The following is a 15,414-nucleotide window of genomic DNA, read 5'->3' as shown; positions in this document are numbered from 1 at the left end:
CCCATGGCTTTTTCATCTCTTGGTATCGATACCAACGGCGTTGCCTGGCTGACGCTAAACCGCCCAGACGTTCACAACGCCTTTGACGATCACTTGATTGCCGAGCTCAACGCGCACCTCGATGAGCTACACACTTTGGCACAGCAAGGCGAGGTGCGTGCCGTCGTACTGGGCTCGGAGGGCAAAAGTTTCTCGGCGGGCGCGGACCTTAATTGGATGAAGCGCATGGTCGATTACGACCTTGACGACAATCTCGCCGATTCGCGCAAGCTATCACAACTAATGCATAGGCTCGACACGCTGCCCTGCCCCAGTGTTTGCCGCGTCCAAGGCGCGGCTTTTGGCGGCGCGGTGGGGCTAGCGGCATGCTGTGATGTCGTGGTCGCTTCCGAAAAGGCCAAGTTTTGCCTCTCAGAGGTCAAGATTGGCTTATCTCCTGCTGTTATCAGCCCTTACGTTCAGCGCGCCCTTGGCGAGCGCCAAATGCGTCGCTACGCGCTGACCGCTGAGGTCATGGACGCCCCCACCGCCTTGGCGCTTGGCCTCGCGCATCAGGTCGTCGCCGCTGAAGAACTCGACGTTGCGGTTGACGCAATGCTGACCACGCTCCTTGGAGGCTCCCCGCAGGCCCAGCGCGCCACTAAAGCCTTACTGGCCAGTGTCGCCAAAGCGCCTGACGCGGATGCCACCCGTGAGCACACCTGCCAGGTCATCGCGCGCCTACGGGTAAGCGATGAAGGCCAAGAGGGATTGGCCAGCTTCTTCGATAAACGCCGCCCGGCCTGGGTAGAACAAGACTGGGCTGCACGCAATAACAACGCCACGGAGCCCCGTTCATGACCACTAAAATGAACAAGTTCGACACCCTATTGATTGCCAACCGTGGCGAAATCGCCTGCCGCGTCATGCGCACCGCCCGCCGCATGGGGCTAAAAACCGTGGCGGTCTATTCAGACGCCGATGCCAACGCCCGTCACGTGCGCGAAGCCGATGAAGCGGTGCGTTTGGGTCCTGCCTCGGCGCGCGAGAGCTACTTGAATGTCGACGCCGTGATTGAAGCGGCTAAGCGGACCGGCAGCGGCGCGATTCATCCTGGCTATGGCTTTCTTTCCGAAAACGGCGCCTTTGTTAAAGCCCTAGACCAAGCCGGCATTACCTTTGTTGGCCCACCTTCTTCGGCGATTGCCGCGATGGGCGATAAATCCTCGGCCAAAGCACGGATGCACAACGCCGGCGTACCGCTGGTACCGGGCTACCACGGCGACGAACAAGGTGATGATTTGCTGCGCGCCGAAGCCGATAAAATTGGCTACCCGGTGATGCTCAAAGCCAGCGCTGGCGGCGGCGGCAAAGGCATGCGCGTGGTCGAATCGGGTGATGCCTTTCAAGCGGCGCTCGACGGTTGCCGCCGCGAGTCCAAGGCGGCCTTTGGCGATGACCGAATGCTGATTGAGAAGTACCTGGTTCAGCCGCGTCACGTTGAGGTTCAGGTATTTTGCGATAGCCACGGCAACGGCGTTTACCTATTCGAGCGCGACTGCTCGGTACAGCGTCGCCACCAGAAAGTGCTTGAAGAAGCCCCCGCGCCGGGCATGACGCCTGAGCTTCGCCGCGAGATGGGCGAGGCCGCTGTTCGCGCCGCCCAGGAGATCCACTACGTCGGCGCGGGTACGGTTGAGTTTTTGCTCGACGTCGATGGCTCGTTCTTCTTTATGGAGATGAACACCCGCCTACAGGTCGAGCACCCCGTCACCGAAATGATCACCGGGCAAGATTTGGTCGAGTGGCAGCTGCGGGTGGCCATGGGCGAGCCGCTTCCGCTGAACCAGGAAGAGCTCACCATTACCGGCCACAGTTTTGAGGCGCGCCTCTACGCCGAAGATCCCGAGCAGGACTTCCTGCCCGCTACCGGCACGCTTGAACGCTTCGCGCTGGATTTGGCTGGCGCTGGGTTAGCGTCCGACCAAGTGCGTTTGGATAGCGGCGTGGAGAGCGGCGATGTGGTCTCCATGCACTACGACCCCATGCTCGCCAAACTGATTGTTCATGGCATTGATCGCGATGCGGCCCTCGCCACTCTCAACCGCGCCCTCGCCGCATTGGACGTGCAAGGTGTGGTGACCAACCGCGCGTTTTTACAGCGCCTGGCAACACACCCGGGCTTCAAGAACCTCGACCTTGATACGCGCTTTATCGAGCGCAACGAAGCGACCCTTTTTGCCCCCAAAGCATACCGCTTGGAAGAGTACGCCAGTGCGGCGCTCATCGGCCTTGGTCAGCTCGCCCGCGAATGCGAAAGCGACTCACCTTGGGATCGACACGACGGCTTTCGCTTGAACGCGCCGCACACCATTCGCATTGCCCTATGCGACCCGGCACGCGTCCAGGATGTCGATAGCGACGCCGTGGTCGTCGTGGAAGGCACCCGCGAAAGCGACGCCGACCCGTGGAACCTAACGCTTCACGGCGGCAACGTGGAGGGCGCCACCCTGACGGCTCGGCTTCAGCAGCTGGATGGCGACGCGGTCGCGGTCACGCTCAACGGCCATCGTCGCCGCTTGCAGGCACGCCGCGACGGCCATGTGGTGGTGCTGTCTGACCCGGCGGGCGAAACGCGCCTTTTCTGGCGGCGCATCGATGCCATCGATCATGGTCACCACGAGGCAGAATCCACGCTTACCGCTCCCATGCACGGCACCGTGGTAACGCTTTTGGTCGCACCAGAGCAGCGCGTCGAAAAAGGCATGCCGCTAATGGTGATGGAAGCAATGAAGATGGAGCACACCATGACCGCGCCGGCGGATGGTTTTGTTGAGGTATTTCACTTCGCCGCTGGCGATACCGTTGGCCAAGGTGATGTGCTCTTGGACTTCGCCGCAGACGCGTAAGGAGATCAACCATGACACTGCCCTCTTCCGTACGGCTTTTCGAAATGTCACCGCGTGACGGGCTGCAAAATGAGCCCGGCGCGCCGGTGCCCACGGCAACCAAAATCGAGCTTATCGAGCGCCTGGCAAACGCCGGTATGTCCCACATCGAAGCGGCGAGTTTCGTCTCGCCCAAGTGGGTACCGCAAATGGGCGATGCTGGTGGCGTCATGGCCGGCATCAGCCGACGCCCTGGCGTGGTGTACTCCGCGCTTACCCCCAACCTAAAGGGCCTGGAAAACGCCCTAGAGGCCAAGGCCGATGAAGTCGCGGTGTTCGGTGCGGCCTCGGAGGCGTTTTCGCAGAAAAACATCAACTGCTCGGTGAGCGAATCGCTTGCACGCTTTGAACCGGTGCTCGCGCGTGCCCGCGACGCCGGTTTACGGGTGCGCGGCTACGTCTCTTGCGTGCTCGGCTGCCCCTACGAAGGTGAGATTTCGCCGGCCAAAGTGGCGGAAGTGGCCAAAGCGCTTTATGACATGGGCTGCTATGAAATATCCCTGGGCGATACCATCGGCGTAGGGACGCCGCTGGCAGCCAAGCGCATGATAGACGCCGTAAGCCGCGAGGTACCCATGGAATGCTTAGCGGCGCATTTTCACGATACCTACGGGCAAGCGCTGGCCAACCTCTACGCCGTGCTGGAAGAAGGCGTGAGCGTGATTGACGCCTCGACCGCGGGTCTTGGCGGCTGCCCCTACGCCAAGGGCGCCTCGGGCAACGTCGCCACCGAAGATGTGCTTTACCTGCTAAAAGGTTTAGGTATTGAGACGGGTATCGACCTACAAGCCGTAATCGATACCGGTTACTGGATCACCGCCCAACTTGGCCGCACGCCGAGTTCCAAGGTCGCGTTAGCCATGGGCTGCCAGCAGTAGGCAGCGCCCGAGCAAGATATTGCAATCATAATAAAAAACGACGCAACGAACGTTACGCGGACAACACCAGCTTTTTACATCAGCATTACGAAGACAACAATACGTTGGAGAGACACTCATGGCTTTACAACCACAAGCGCCTATTTTACCCAGCTACACCAGCAGCACGGCGGATAAGCCGCTGCTGGGTATGACCATCGGCGATAAGTTCGACCAGATTGTCGCCCAATACCCGGACAATGACGCGCTGATCGTACTCCACCAGGACATCCATTGGACTTACAAACAGCTGCAAGACGAAGTCAATCGCGTGGCGCGGGGCCTTCTCGCGCTGGGCGTGCAGGCCGGTGATCGCGTCGCAATATGGGCGCCCAACTGCAGCGAGTGGACATTAACTCAGTTCGCTACCGCCAAGATCGGTGCCATTTTGGTTAACATTAACCCGGCTTACCGTACTCATGAACTGGAGTACGCGCTAAATCAGTCCGGCGCACGCTTTCTCATTACCGCCGACAGCTTCAAGTCGTCAGACTACCGCGGCATGCTGGTTGAACTCGCGCCAGAGCTTAAAGCCAGCGCCGAAGGCAAACTTAAATCGCAAAAGCTGCCAGAGCTTGAAGGGGTGATCAACTTAAGCAGCGAGAAGTACGACGGCATGTGGCGCTGGCAAGACCTGCTCGACCACTCCAACCAGATTAGCCAAACCGACGTTGACGACCTGCAAGCCACCCTGCAGTTCGACGACCCGATTAACATTCAGTACACCTCTGGCACCACCGGCTTCCCCAAAGGCGCGACCCTTTCGCACCACAACATTCTCAACAACGGCTTTTTTGTCGCCGAAAGCATGGGCTTTACCAGCGAAGATCGTCTGGTTATTCCTGTGCCGCTCTACCACTGCTTCGGCATGGTAATGGGCAACCTTGGCTGTGTAACGCATGGCGCGGCGATGATTTATCCTGGTGAAGGCTTTGATCCAGAGTCAGTGCTAAAAGCCGTTCACTCCCAGCGCGCCACCGCCCTTTATGGCGTGCCGACGATGTTTATCGCCGAGCTTGATCATCCGGATTTCTCAAGCTTCGATCTTTCTAGCCTGCGCACCGGCATCATGGCCGGCTCCATTTGCCCCGCGGAGGTCATGAAGCAGGTCATCGATAAGATGAACATGAAGGGCGTCCAGATCGCCTACGGCATGACCGAGACTAGTCCGGTTTCCACCCAGACCGGCGCTGACGACAGCATCGAAAAGCGTGTTTCTACCGTGGGGCGTACCCAGCCACACCTGGAAAGCAAAATTGTCGACCCGGGCAGCGGCGGTATTCTTCCGCGTGGCGAAATTGGCGAGCTCTGCACCCGGGGTTATAGCGTGATGCTCAAGTACTGGAGCAACGAAAAGGCGACCGACGAAGCCATTGACGAAGCGGGTTGGATGCACACTGGCGATTTGGCCACCATGGACGACGAGGGTTACGTGCAAATTGTGGGCCGCATCAAAGACATGGTGATTCGCGGCGGCGAAAACGTCTATCCCAAAGAGATCGAGGAGTTCCTCTATACCCACCCGGCGGTTTCGGAAGTCCAAGTCACCGGCGTACCGGACAAAAAGTACGGCGAGGAGTTGATTGCCTGGGTCAAGCTTAACGGCAAACAAGACGTAACCGACGAAGAGCTGCGCGAATTTTGCAAAGGCAAAATTACCCACTTCAAGATTCCGCGCTACTTCAAATTTGTCGATGAATTCCCGATGACGGTGACCGGCAAAATTCAGAAGTTCAAAATGCGTGAAATCTCCATCGAAGAGCTAGGACTTGAGAAGTGAACACGCTGACGCATCATTACCAGCAACATTTACGCGTGAATGACGTGCTCGGCCAGGTGGCCGAGCATTACCCGTCTGGTCCGACGCTTTTTGAGCTGGCCCCACTTGATCAACTGCATATTGGCGGGATTAAGGCATCTGCCAAGCTAATTCAGCTACTCGACGCCAAAACCCATCCCCGCGTTTTGGATATCGGGGCCGGCGTGGGCGGACTCATGCGCCAAGCAGCTGAGCTGGGGTTTGTGCTGGTGGGGTTGGATATCACTCACGGGTTTAACCGCTTAAACCAAGGGCTCTCGGTGCTTTCTGGATTAGAGGAACGAGCGCAATGCGTGACCGGCGATGCCACCCACCTGCCATTTGCCACTGCCAGCATGGACGCGGTGCTGTTTCAACACAGCTTTCTTAATATGCCCGACGGACAGGCAGTACTGAGTGAATGCCGTCGCGTTTTGCGTCCTGGCGGAAAGCTCGTCATGCATGAAGTGGTCAGCGGCCCTAACGCTCTGGCGATGCGCTATCCGGTACCTTGGGCCTCAGATGCCGCTCACTCACACTTAGAAAGCGCCGCCTCGCTCAAAACACGCCTACGCGACGCCGGTTTCTACCTAAATCACTTTAACGACTGGAGCGAAGACGCCCTTGCCTGGCGAAAGCGCCAGCGCCAGCGCGAAAAAGAGACGCAAAATCAACGCCAAGCACACCTTTCTCCGCAACTGGTATTTGGCGAACGTTTCCTCACCATGGGAAAAAACTTGGTTGCCAACTTAGCCGATGAGGCCATTAAGGTGGTTGAAATCGAAGCGAGTTGCTAAGCTATTTCATGGTAATCAAATAAAAATCCTGATTGATGGGATTGTCACTGTGCGTCACGCAGTACGCACTTGGAGCCATCAACGTGAAACGCATCGCTACCAGCCTGTTTTGTTGTCTGCTGCCATTAGGCGCCAGTCATGCAGATGATAAAGACGACAATGCGCCCATTGCCTCGCCTTTAGCCTACACCGCCCCGGACAGCGAGCTGCTGCAGCTCAACAACGGCGTGATTCTCGAAGGCAGTGATCTAAGTGGGTTGGATACTTATTCATCAGGCTTTCGTGTGACCGCTGGCTATTCGCCTGTTTATTTGCCCCAATTTGATATCGGTGCGGAAATTGCTTATCGCGAAAGCGACGAAGTGCCTATTGCCTCGGGCCCCAATTCCATGCTGATAAATACCATGAGCCTAGGGGGTGCCTTAGTCGCAGGCATACGCATGGGCACCTTCAGCGTTTATGCGAAATCAGGCCTAACGGAGTGGCGTGGCGAAACCTACTCACCACATAATCTCGATGACAGCGGTACATCGACGCTGCATGGGTTTGGCGCCAGCGTTCGCGTTAATCGCTTGGTCAGTCGTTTAGAGTATGAACGCATTGATGCATCAACTCTCAACCACTTAAACCAGCTAAGTGCTTCCCTGCACCTGCCTTTTTAAGCGTTAACGTTACGCGTTACCCGGTGTTACGCAGTCCGGCGGCAATCCCTGCCATGGTCACCATAAGCGCACGGGAAAGATCGGCGCTAATCGCCCCATCAGCATCGCGATTACGTTGCAAAAGCTCTGCCTGTAACCCGTGGAGTGGGTCAATATAGGGGTTGCGTACCTCGATTGCTTGACGAATCAGCGGTGTGTTCTCCAATAGCGTCTCCTGCTTCAGCACTTCTAACACGGCCTCTTCCAGACTCTCGAAACGCTCACGCAGCTGCTTGCCCAACGCCTTAAGTGACGGCTCATCCACCAAGCGGTGCTCGTAGTAAGCGGCAATACCCACGTCCGCTTTGGCTAACAGCATTTCCAGCATATCCAAATACGTGCCGAAAAAAGGCCACTGATTACGCATCTCTTGCAGCACTTCGCGTCCACCGGGCTGCGCCAACCGCCGGGAAAATGCCTCCCCGCTTCCTAGCCACGCCGGCAGCATCAAACGTATCTGCGTCCAGGCAAAAATCCAAGGGATAGCTCTTAACGTTTCCACCCCGCCGTCTTGACGTCGCTTGGTGGGCCGCGAGCCAAGCGGCAACCTACCTAGCGCGCTTTCTGGTGTCACCGAGCGAAAATAAGGCACAAAATCGGGATCTTCGCGTACCACTTTGACGTAAGCAGCATGGGCAATGTCAGCAAGTTGATCCATCTCTTCACGCCAGTGCGGCTCGGGCGCCGGCGGTGGCAACAGCGTCGCTTCGAGTACCGCACACGCATAAATTTCCATTGAGCGTAGCGCGATTTCCGGCTGACCAAACTTAAAGCGAATCATCTCGCCTTGCTCGGTAACCCGCAGGCTGCCATTTACCGACCCCGGCGGCTGAGAAAGAATCGCGGCGTGCGCTGGGCCGCCGCCGCGCCCGACCGTGCCACCGCGGCCATGAAAGAGCGTTAAATCCACGCCGTGTTGTTCGCAAACATTCACCAGCGCTTCTTGGGCACGATACTGCGCCCAAGCGGCCGCAAGCTGCCCGGCATCTTTCGCTGAGTCCGAATAGCCAATCATCACTTCCTGGCGATCGCTAATGAGCGCTCGATAGCCGGGAAGCGACAGCAGTTGATTGACCACATCGCTGGCGTGATCAAGGTCGTTGAGTGTTTCAAACAGCGGCGCAATAGGTAAGGCTACCTTTCCGCCGACCTCTTTCATCAATAGGGCAACCGTGAGCACATCAGAAGGCTCAGCCGCCATGGAAATAATATAGGTACCCAGTGCTTCGCGATGCTCTTCAGCCACAACCTTGAAGGTATCTAACACCTCACGAGACTCGGCGGAACACTCCCAGCGGCGCGGAATCAACGGCCGTTGAGAATCAAGCTCGTCGAGCAAAAAGCGTTGACGCTGCGTTTCATCCCACTGCTGGTAGTGCCCAAGCCCCAACGCCTCGGTGAGCTCTTCCATCACCTGCGCGTGGCGGCTCGCCTCCTGGCGCAAATCAAGCTTGGTGAGGGTGACGCCGAACACCGCGACGCGGCGCAAGGTATCCAATAGCGCGCCATTGGCGATGGTGTCGAGCCCCACATCGCAAAGCGAGCGGTAACACGCTAAAAGCGGCGCGTAGAGCTGATCACGGGTTTCGATAATCGGGCCACCCTCAAAGCTGCACCCATCGAGTCGGGCCTTGGCCCAATCGCGGGTTGCTTCAACGCGAACCAACAACCGCTTTAATAGCTCACGATAAGGCTCGTTCACATCGCCCACTTCCGCTTTCAGGGCGCTATTGGCCTTCCACATCGAGAGTTCGGTTTTAAGCTGCTCCAAATCACGTAGGTAGAGATCCGCTGCCATCCAGCGGCCTAACAGCAACACTTCACTGGTCACCTTGGCGGTGACATTGGGGTTGCCGTCACGATCCCCGCCCATCCATGAAGCATAGCGAATCGGCGCAGCATCCAACGGCAGGCGCTCGCCCGCGGTTTCCACCAGTAGGTTATCCAGGTCACGATGAAAATCGGGCACCGCTTGCCATAGCGAGTTTTCAATCACGGCGAAGCCCCATTTGGCTTCGTCCACCGGCGTGGGGCGCTCGTGACGTATTTCGTCGGTATGCCATGCTTGGCTAATCAGCTCTTCCAAGCGCCCCTGAGCGCGAGCACCGCGCTCGGGGTAATCCTCCGAGTTTTCGATAGCGGTCAAGCAGCCATCGATGGCATCGTACTTTTGAATCAGCGTACGGCGGATAACTTCAGTCGGATGGGCGGTGAGCACCAATTCCACGCGCATCGTGGCGAGTGTTTCCACCAGTTTGCGCGGCGAATTGCCGGCCTGTTTGGCGCGCGAGAGCAAATCCCCAAGCGCCGGCTGCGTACCAGGTTTGTAATCCTCTACGTGGCGAAAACGGGCACGATAGTGCTGCTCGGCAATATTCGCCAGGTTCAAAAACTGGTTGAACGCGCGGGTGACGGGTAAAAGGTCACGCTCAGGTAGCTCGCGCAAATACTCGATCAGTTCACGCTGGCGCAGCGTATCCCCCTGGCGCCCCTGCTTGGCGTGAGCGCGTATCGCTTCGATTTTATCCACGAAGGATTGCCCCAAATCATCGGCGATGGTCCGGCCTAAGCTATCACCAAGAATGCGCACATTGTCGCGCAGCGATTCATGTAAATCGTGACTCATGACGTAGCCTCCTTGCAGGGCTCGTGTGCTGCATCAACATTAACTTTCGCCGCTTGCCAATGGGCTTCCATCTCGTCGAGCGACGCCTGCGTAATTGACCGACCTTTTACTGCCAATCTTTGCTCGACGTAATGAAAGCGGCGCTCAAACTTGCTATTGGTGGCACGCAAGCATTGCTCGGGGTCGGCGTTTAGCGTGCGAGCTAGATTGGTCACGGCAAACAGCAAATCACCCACTTCGTCTAGCGCGTGGCGCTGATTGCCGGCCTCAAGTGCCGCGTCAACTTCGTCGATTTCTTCGCGAATTTTGGCCAGCACACCGCGCGCGTCCGGCCAATCAAAGCCTACGCGTGCGGCACGTTTCGAGAGCTTGGCTGCGCGCGAAAGCGCCGGCAGTGTGCGCGGCACATCGTCTAACGCTGAAGCCGAATTGGCAGTTCGCGCGTCACGCTCTTCGGCTTTTAGCGCCTCCCAACGCTGCTTGACTTGCTGCGTCTGAACCTCATCGGCACTCACGCCGGGCGGACGGCGCGACGCCAACGTGCCATCCGGAAAGACATGCGGATGGCGGTGCAGCATCTTTTTCACCAGCGTATCGACGATATCGGCAAAGTCAAAGCGCTGCTCCTCAGCGCCGAACTGCGCGTAATACACGACCTGAAAAAGCAAATCCCCCAGCTCGCCAGGCAGCTCATCAAAAGCGCGGCGCTCGATAGCGTCGGCAACCTCATACGCTTCTTCAAGCGTGTGCGGCACGATACTGTCCCAGTCTTGTTTGATATCCCACGGGCAACCTTGGTCAACGTCGCGTAACACTTGCATCAGCGTGAGCAGATCTTCCAGCTGGTAACGCATTATGAGCCTCCTTGACGAGTGCTTTTTTCCGGATCGGCATTGCGCAACCGCCGCACTTCCGTGACGTTGGGCAGCTGCTGAATACGCGAGAATAGCCGCCCGAGGGCTTCCAGCCCTTCGACTTCCAGCGTAATGCGCAGACGGGCAATGCCTTCGTCGGTATCGGTGAGCGTGTTGACAGCCAGCACGTTGACTTTCTCATTGCCCAGCAGACCGGTCACATCGCGCAATAGTCCCGAACGGTCCCAGGCTTGAATTTCGATGGTCACCGGGTAGCGGGTTTGCGCTCGCTCGCCCCACTCGACTTCGATAATGCGTTGCGGCTCATCGCCACGCAATTGCAATATATTGGGGCAATCTTCCCGGTGAACCGTTACCCCACGCCCTTGCGTGATGAATCCGACGATAGGCTCTCCCGGCACCGGCCGGCAGCAGTTAGCCATGCTGGTTTTTAAGTTGCCTACGCCCAGCACGGTAATCTCACTTTTGGTCGCCTTACTCGACTGGCGTTTGGGCTTAGCCAGCAAACGGCCAAGTTGCTCCTGATCGTCGGTTTCACCAAACAGGTGCTGGGCTTGGTTTAATACTTGACCGATGCGCAGATCTCCGGCCCCGAGCGCGGCATACATATCTTCAGCGCTAATGTAATTGACCGCCGCCGCCAGGCGTTTACGGTCAAGCCCCTCAACATCTAGGCGCTTCATTTCGCGTTCAAAGAGCGCTTGCCCCTCTTCGACGTTTTGATCCCGCGCTTGGTGTTTAAACCAGGCTTGAATCTTGGCCCGCGCGCGGGACGTACGCACATAGCCAAGGCTAGGATTGAGCCAATCGCGACTCGGCCCGCCTTTGCTTGCGGTGAGGATTTCGACTTGCTGCCCGGTTTTGAGCTTATAGGTCAGCGGCACGATACGGCCGTTGATCTTGGCCCCACGGCAGCGGTGGCCGATTTCAGTGTGCACGCGATAGGCAAAATCGATGGGCGTGGCGACCCGTGGCAGGTCAATTACATGGCCATCCGGGGTGAACACATAGATACGATCCGGTGCTACGTCGCTTGAGAGCCCTTCGCGCAGGTCGCCAAAATCGCCCACTTCGTCTTGCCACTCCAATACTTGGCGTAGCCAGGCAATTTTCTCTTCGTAACTGCGGCTTTTGGCGTTGGTATCGTGGCCTTTATAGCGCCAGTGAGCGCAGACTCCCAGTTCGGCTTCATCGTGCATGGCAAAGGTGCGAATCTGGATCTCCAGGACCTTATTTTCTGGCCCGATGACCGCTGTGTGCAGCGACTGATAGCCATTACGCTTAGGGTTGGCAATGTAATCATCAAACTCACTAGGGACGTGATGCCAGCGCGAGTGCACAATCCCCAGCACGGTATAGCAATCGGTGATTTCAGGGACCAGCACCCGAACGGCGCGGATATCGTGGACCTGCGAAAAGTCGATTTTCTTGCGCTTCATTTTGCGCCAAATAGAGTAAATATGTTTGGCGCGGCCGCTGACGTCGTAGTGATGTATGTGCTGCGCTTCCATCAGCTGCTTAAGCGTTTCCACGACTTCATGAATATAGTGGTCGCGGTCAAGACGCCTTTCCGCCAAAAGCTTGGCGATGGTTTTATACTCGGCTTCATGGAGGTAGCGAAAGGCCAGATCCTCAAGCTCCCATTTAATCTGCCCAATCCCTAAGCGGTGTGCCAACGGCGCATAGATATCAACGACTTCCCGCGCGACCTGCAGGCATTTTTCCAGCGGGGCGTCTTTGACTTGACGTAGCGCACAGGTGCGTTCAGCGATCTTAATCAGCGCCACGCGCACGTCATCAATCATATTCACCAGCATTTTGCGCAGGTTTTCCTGCTGATTATGCTGGCCCATGCCGTGATTGGGCGCTTGCGGATGACTGATCGCCGCCATCTGTAGCACGCCATCAATTAATCCCGCGACTTCAGCACCAAAGCGCTTGGTCACAACGTCTAAACCTAACCGCCCCTCGCGCACGGCCCGGTAGAGCACTGCCGCTTCCAATGCCGGCTGATCCAACTTGAGTTCGCCGAGAATATCGGCCATTTCCAGCCCCATGCGAAAACTCGAACCAGGCGCAAGCCAGGCGCGATGGCCCTTTTTGGCCTCATTCTCAAGCGACTGCGCCAGCTCGCAAGCTTGCGCCAGACGATCAGGGTCGCGTAGGCGCACATCCTCTTGCAGACGCGCTAACCACTGCGGAATATCAACCCAACCGCTCGGGGTGAGCGGCTGGTCTTCTCGCACTTTGACCATGGTAATTACTCACCTTTCTCGATGCGACGTTGACAGCGACGCACCCTACAAAAATAGCGCGAACGGGTACGTTTGACTTCTTGACGACAACGTTTGACCCGTTATGCCGGCGGTTCCAAAAGCATCAGCGTTTCCATATGCGCGGTATGCACAAACATATCCGCCATAAACACATGTGCAATACGATACCCTCCATGCACAAGGTATGCCGCATCACGCGCTAGTGTCGACGGATCACAAGAAATATAGGCAATACGCGGGCGCGGATGGGTCTTAGTGGAGATCGTCGCTAACGCCTGACAAACGCTCTCTGCGCCGCCCCTTGGCGGGTCGAGAATGACCGCTTCGGTTGGTGTCTCTTTCAGCAATGCATCAACGCTCTTTCGCGAATTCAGGTTAGCTTGCTGAGCCATTACCGGCAGATCGTGGTGGTGAGCGTTCGCGGCGAGTTGTGCCACCATGGCGGGATTACCCTCTACCGCCTGCACCTTCGCCCCAGCGGCGGCCATCGGTAGACTGAAGTTACCAATGCCGGAATACAAATCCAGCAGTTGCTGCCCTTTTTGCGGCGCGAGCCACTGCATCACCTGCGCCACCATTTGCTGGTTCACAGCGGCGTTCACTTGAAGAAAATCGCCCGGGGAAAATGCTAGGGTTAGCGGTTCAAACCCAGACAGCGCCAGCGTATCGTTAAGCATCGGTGGCGCACCAACCCAGTGCAATTCAGGGGCATCTGCCTGGCTTTTTGCCCGTTCCGGGTTATCACGGTTGAGGCTGTCGCGATCAATGCTATCTCGCCCTGAACGCATTCCTAACGCCACACCCTGCTCTTGAGCAAAGGCTTTCCAACGTTCGACATCTTTCGGCTGGTCTTTGAGTTGCCTGACGACAACCACCTGGGTATCTGACGTGGACAGCAGCTCAATGTGCCCGACGTCACGCGGCGACTGAAGCGTGCCCAACAAATCGCGCAGCGGGGTGATCAATGCCTGCAATTCGGGCACCAGCACGCAACAACTCGCAATATCCACCAGGCGGTGGCTGCGCTGAGCGCGAAAGCCCATCAATACATGCCCTTCACGATCGACGTTTACCCCCAAGCGCGCGCGACGGCGATAAGCGTCAGTGTCGCTTTTAAGCGTACCGATATCGCCCTGCCAGGTCAGCCCTTGGGCCAGCAAGTCACGCACGACTTCGCGCTTGTGCTCACGCTGCGCGGGCACACTCATGTGCTGTAAATCGCAACCGCCGCAGTGACCAAAGTGCGGGCACGGAGGGGTTACCCTCTCGGCAGCAGTGGAGAGTCGCTCGCGTATATGCGCCTCGTCAAAGCGTTTACGCGTTACGTGCGTGGCGATTTCAACGTGCTCACCCGGCAGCGCCTGATCGACAAATACCGCCTTGCCCGACGGTAGATGCCCCACGCCACGGCCATCATGCGCGAGGCGTTCAATGGTGAGCGCTTGCTCGCGGGCGGTTTCCGCGTTAGGCGTTTGTTTTGCACTTTCTTGACGCGCCAAGCCCGACTTATTCGAGGCGGGACGTGACGGGCGCCGCTTGCCCAACATGGCCATCTATCCTTCCACCTCTGGGGCAAACAGTCCCGTGGAGAGATAACGATCCCCTCGGTCGCAAACGATAAACACGATGGTCGCATTTTCGGTTTGCTCTGCAATACGCAGTGCTCCGGCGAGGCATCCACCAGAAGAAACGCCAGCCAGAATACCCTCTTCGCGCGCTAGGCGACGCATGTGCGTTTCGGCTTCTTCCTGACGGATATCCAATGTGACATCCACCCTTGGCGACTCAAAGATGGCCGGAAGGTATTCCTCAGGCCAACGGCGAATCCCCGGAATGCTGGCGCCATCCGCGGGTTGCAAACCGACGATCTGAACAGCGGAGTTCTGCTCTTTGAGATAGCGCGAAACGCCCATGATGGTGCCTGTCGTCCCCATGGAGCTCACAAAGTGAGTCACCTCACCACCGGTTTGTTGCCAGACTTCTGGGCCGGTCGTGCGGTAATGCGCCAGCGGATTATCAGGATTGGCGAACTGATCCAGCGGCTTGCCTTCTCCCCGTGAGATCATCGCATTGGCGATATCGCGCGCCTCTTCCATGCCGCCCTCTTTACTCGCCGCTACCAGCTTCGCGCCATAAGCCGCCATCGCTTGCTTGCGCTCGGCTGAGGCATTCTCCGGCATCACGAGCACCATGTTGTAGCCTTTGATCGCCGCCGCCATGGCAAGCGCGATGCCGGTATTACCCGAGGTTGCTTCTATCAGGGTATCGCCGGGGACAATATCGCCGCGCGCTTCGGCTTCGGTAAGCATCGACAGAGCCGGACGATCTTTCACCGAACCGGCGGGATTATTGCCTTCAAGCTTGGCCAACAGCGTATTGTTGCGCCCCGCCGTGATACGCTTTAAGCGCACCAGCGGTGTATTGCCCACCACGTCTTCGAGCGTGGGATAGCGTGTGGAATCGTTCATCATGCGTTCCTTATCATTACCGTTATGCG

General features: G+C 57.6%; 11 protein-coding genes. 6 read left to right on the top strand and 5 right to left on the bottom strand.

The annotated features are described in order from the left end of the window. The first annotated feature begins 3 nt into the window (after window positions 1-3). The 6 genes from QC823_RS12845 (at window position 4) to QC823_RS12820 (ending at window position 7,101) form a co-directional block, all read left to right on the top strand. Window positions 4-840 (top strand): enoyl-CoA hydratase/isomerase family protein, encoded by an 837-nt coding sequence (locus QC823_RS12845; RefSeq protein ID WP_309656751.1) that lies wholly within the window; start codon window positions 4-6, stop codon window positions 838-840. Next, window positions 837-2,888 (top strand): acetyl/propionyl/methylcrotonyl-CoA carboxylase subunit alpha, encoded by a 2,052-nt coding sequence (locus QC823_RS12840; protein ID WP_309656750.1) that lies wholly within the window; start codon window positions 837-839, stop codon window positions 2,886-2,888. The genes QC823_RS12845 and QC823_RS12840 overlap by 4 nt, the downstream gene beginning before the upstream one ends. 11 nt (window positions 2,889-2,899) lie before the next feature. Continuing rightward, window positions 2,900-3,805: a hydroxymethylglutaryl-CoA lyase gene (locus tag QC823_RS12835; protein WP_309656749.1), complete on the top strand. Its 906-nt coding sequence runs from the start codon at window positions 2,900-2,902 to the stop codon at window positions 3,803-3,805. 118 nt (window positions 3,806-3,923) lie between these two features. After that, entirely contained in the window at window positions 3,924-5,624 is a 1,701-nt protein-coding gene (locus QC823_RS12830; protein WP_309656748.1) for an AMP-binding protein, read from the top strand. Continuing rightward, window positions 5,621-6,439: a class I SAM-dependent methyltransferase gene (locus QC823_RS12825; protein ID WP_309656747.1), complete on the top strand. Its 819-nt coding sequence runs from the start codon at window positions 5,621-5,623 to the stop codon at window positions 6,437-6,439. Before QC823_RS12830 ends, QC823_RS12825 begins: the two co-directional genes overlap by 4 nt. 83 nt (window positions 6,440-6,522) lie before the next feature. Further along, window positions 6,523-7,101 (top strand): hypothetical protein, encoded by a 579-nt coding sequence (locus tag QC823_RS12820; protein ID WP_422823658.1) that lies wholly within the window; start codon window positions 6,523-6,525, stop codon window positions 7,099-7,101. A gap of 16 nt (window positions 7,102-7,117) precedes the next feature. On the opposite strand, the gene ppc is transcribed toward QC823_RS12820, so the two are convergent. The 5 genes from ppc to cysM all read right to left on the bottom strand — a co-directional run bounded on the left by ppc (window position 7,118) and on the right by cysM (window position 15,385). After that, a complete protein-coding gene (gene ppc / locus QC823_RS12815; RefSeq protein ID WP_309656746.1) occupies window positions 7,118-9,766 on the bottom strand; it encodes a phosphoenolpyruvate carboxylase in 2,649 nt (882 codons plus the stop codon). Continuing rightward, window positions 9,763-10,620: a nucleoside triphosphate pyrophosphohydrolase gene (gene mazG / locus QC823_RS12810; protein ID WP_309656745.1), complete on the bottom strand. Its 858-nt coding sequence runs from the start codon at window positions 10,618-10,620 to the stop codon at window positions 9,763-9,765. The genes ppc and mazG overlap by 4 nt, the downstream gene beginning before the upstream one ends. Then, window positions 10,620-12,896 (bottom strand): GTP diphosphokinase, encoded by a 2,277-nt coding sequence (gene relA / locus QC823_RS12805; protein WP_309656744.1) that lies wholly within the window; start codon window positions 12,894-12,896, stop codon window positions 10,620-10,622. Before relA ends, mazG begins: the two co-directional genes overlap by 1 nt. Before the next feature lie 101 nt (window positions 12,897-12,997). Further along, complete coding sequence (gene rlmD, locus QC823_RS12800; protein ID WP_309656743.1) at window positions 12,998-14,470, bottom strand: 23S rRNA (uracil(1939)-C(5))-methyltransferase RlmD; 1,473 nt, start codon at window positions 14,468-14,470, stop codon at window positions 12,998-13,000. Beyond that, the gene (gene cysM, locus QC823_RS12795) at window positions 14,471-15,385 is read right to left on the bottom strand and encodes a cysteine synthase CysM (protein ID WP_309656742.1); all 915 of its coding nucleotides are present in this window, start codon (window positions 15,383-15,385) and stop codon (window positions 14,471-14,473) included. Window positions 15,386-15,414 lie beyond the last annotated feature (29 nt).

It is taken from the genome of Vreelandella vilamensis (genome assembly GCF_031451755.1).
Classification (GTDB): domain Bacteria; phylum Pseudomonadota; class Gammaproteobacteria; order Pseudomonadales; family Halomonadaceae; genus Vreelandella; species Vreelandella vilamensis.
Note: the sequence above shows the minus strand (reverse complement) of the source record. Positions and strands in the feature narration are given on the sequence as shown.

Coding starts and splice junctions, on each gene's coding strand:
- cysM (WP_309656742.1), bottom strand. CDS start 15,385: ATGAACGATTCCACACGCTATCCCACGCTCGAAGACGTGGTGGGCAAT.
- QC823_RS12835 (WP_309656749.1), top strand. CDS start 2,900: ATGACACTGCCCTCTTCCGTACGGCTTTTCGAAATGTCACCGCGTGAC.
- mazG (WP_309656745.1), bottom strand. CDS start 10,620: ATGCGTTACCAGCTGGAAGATCTGCTCACGCTGATGCAAGTGTTACGC.
- QC823_RS12840 (WP_309656750.1), top strand. CDS start 837: ATGACCACTAAAATGAACAAGTTCGACACCCTATTGATTGCCAACCGT.
- QC823_RS12845 (WP_309656751.1), top strand. CDS start 4: ATGGCTTTTTCATCTCTTGGTATCGATACCAACGGCGTTGCCTGGCTG.
- QC823_RS12830 (WP_309656748.1), top strand. CDS start 3,924: ATGGCTTTACAACCACAAGCGCCTATTTTACCCAGCTACACCAGCAGC.
- rlmD (WP_309656743.1), bottom strand. CDS start 14,470: ATGGCCATGTTGGGCAAGCGGCGCCCGTCACGTCCCGCCTCGAATAAG.
- ppc (WP_309656746.1), bottom strand. CDS start 9,766: ATGAGTCACGATTTACATGAATCGCTGCGCGACAATGTGCGCATTCTT.
- relA (WP_309656744.1), bottom strand. CDS start 12,896: ATGGTCAAAGTGCGAGAAGACCAGCCGCTCACCCCGAGCGGTTGGGTT.